The organism is bacterium (assembly GCA_020440705.1).
Classification (GTDB): Bacteria; Krumholzibacteriota; Krumholzibacteriia; order LZORAL124-64-63; family LZORAL124-64-63; genus JAGRNP01.
On record JAGRNP010000236.1, the window covers coordinates 1 to 2345 of the forward strand.

Annotated in this window: 3 protein-coding genes; all 3 read left to right on the forward strand. The window is 68.9% G+C overall.

The window, feature by feature from the left end; genetic code table 11:
• A partial coding sequence (locus tag KDM41_17975) for a hypothetical protein (GenBank protein ID MCB1185311.1) occupies window positions 1–213 on the forward strand: 213 nt, incomplete at its 5' end.
• A gap of 70 nt (window positions 214–283) precedes the next feature.
• A complete protein-coding gene (locus KDM41_17980) occupies window positions 284–1264 on the forward strand; it encodes a c-type cytochrome (GenBank protein ID MCB1185312.1) in 981 nt (326 codons plus the stop codon).
• Window positions 1265–2345, forward strand: a 1081-nt coding sequence (locus KDM41_17985) for a cbb3-type cytochrome c oxidase subunit I (protein MCB1185313.1), incomplete at its 3' end; no start/stop codon positions are given.

The window sequence follows — 2345 nt, forward strand, 5'->3', positions numbered from 1 at the left end:
CTGTTCATCACCGGCGGCTACAACGCCGCCCTGAACCGGGAAGAGCAGGCGAAGATCTACAGCGCCGGGGTCAGCGAGGAGACGCAGGCGCAGGTCGCCGCTCAGCGCGCCCTGCTCGACGAGAAGGTGCGCTACCTCGACGCGGAAAAGGGCGTGCTGTGCATGCCCATCGAGGACGCCATGGACCGGGTCGTGGCGAAGAACGCCAGATAGCCGGCCCGACCGGCAGCGACAGGCATCCAGGACCCGACCGCCCGCGCGGCGGCACGAAAGAGGTAACGGTTTGATCGGCAGCGCCAATCTTACAGCGTGGTTTCCCGATTGGGGTTCGACCTTCGCCCCCGACGTGGACATGCCCTTCCATGACATCTACTTCGCGGCGGCGGCGGCCCTGATCCTGACCGTGGGTCTGGCGGTCGTCTTCGTGCGGACCTTCATGCGGCGCGGCGATGCCCCGGCACCGGTGCGGGGCGGTGCCCTGAACCTGCCCCTGCTGGGCCTGTGGCTCCTGGGAGCGCTGGGCCTGGCCGGTTTCGCCTTCCAGGCGGGACTGCCCGGACTGCTCGACCGGGGCGTGGCACCCTACGGCGCCTACGGCGTCCAGGTGAACGCCCGCGAGGGGGCCTGGAAGTTCACCTATCCCGAAGGCTCGGTCACCGACACGCTCCGGGTTCCGGTCGGCCGCCCGGTCAAGCTGGCCCTGACCACCGAGGACGTGGCGCAGGACCTGCTGATCCCGGCCATGCGGGTGCAGCAGGCGATCCTTCCGGGCCGGACGACCACGGCCTGGTTCGAGGCGGTCTCCGCCGGGACGTTCCCGGTGTACAGCGGGACGTTCAGCGAGCTGACCCAGGACAGCCTGGCGACGGCCGTGGTGGCCCTCGCGGCCCCGGACTTCGACGCCTGGCTCGCGTCCGTCGGCGACATCTTCGTGGGCCGCACCCTGCCGGAAGTGGGCGAACTGCTCTACAACCGCCACGGCTGCAAGGCCTGCCACTCCCTGGACGGTTCGAAGCTCGTCGGTCCTTCGCTGAAGAACGTCTACGGGTTCGAGTTCCTGACGACGACGGGCGAGACCATCGTCGCGGACGACGCCTACATCCGCCAGTCGATCCTGGAGCCGAACGCTTCGGTCATCGACGGCTTCCAACCGGTCATGACGCCGTTCGCCGGGGTGCTGGGAGACCGCGAGATCGGCGCCATCACCGAGTTCCTGAAGTCGATTTCGGACCGCGGAGACACCGGCGGCCAGGAGGGTAAGTAGATGCACACCGTAACCGAATCGGCGGCCGACGCGGTCCGGCGCAGCTTCCTGGGCGGCCCCGGCGGATTCTCCGGGTGGTTCAACACCACGGACCACAAACGCATCTCGCTCATGTTCCTGGCCTGGACCGGGGGCGCGTTCGTGCTGGCGATGATCCTGGCGCTGCTGCCGCTGGTGAAGGCCGTCGGCGGCCCGGGGCTGGGCAACCGGCTGATCCTCGAGACGCTGACCTACCAGCGCCTGCTGCAGGTGTTCGCCTGGCTGGTGCCGGTCCTGCCGATGGTGCTGGGCTACTTCCTGCTGCCCCTGCAGATCGGCGCCGCGAACACGGCGTTCCCCGGCATGGGGCGCTGGAGCCTGCGGTCCTACGTGGTCGGACTGGTCCTCCTGATCGGGACGATGGCGACCTTCCCGGTCGGCACGGGCTGGACCCTGGATTCGCACCTGAGCCTGCTCGATCCGGGCGCCGTGGCGCTGCTGCTGATCGCCCTGTTCTGCATGGGGCTGAGCTGGTTCCTGACCGGGATCAATTTCGTGGTCACGGTCCATCACGGCCGCCGCGAGGGGCTGGGCTTCTTCGGGCTGCCGTTCACGGCGTGGGGCTTCTACCTCTACGGCTACCTGATGACGGCCGCGGGGGGCGTCTTCGCGGTGATCGTGCTCTATCTGGCGGCGAGTCGCGTCTCGACCGTCGGGCTGTTCGGCTGGCAGGCCGACCCCATGGTCTGGCGGACCTATTTCTGGTTCGCGGTCAGGCCGCTGGCCTACTTCGTGTTCATTCCCGCGGTCGGCATCGTCAGCGACGTCATCGGGGGCATGGCCCGGCGCACGTCGCCGGGCTACCGGACCCTGGTCGGGTCGATGATCGCGTTGACGGGCCTGGCCCTGGCCGGCTACGGCGCCGGACTGTTCGGACAGGGCATCAGCCCGGCCGGCAGCCTGGTGTTCAGCGTCGTGAGCCTGGCGGCTGCGGTGCCCATCGCCCTGATCAGCTTCGTCTGGCTGTCGACGCTCTACCGCGGCAGCATCACCTGCGGGTCCCCGCTCACGTTCAGCGTCGCGTTCATCCTGCATGCCGGGA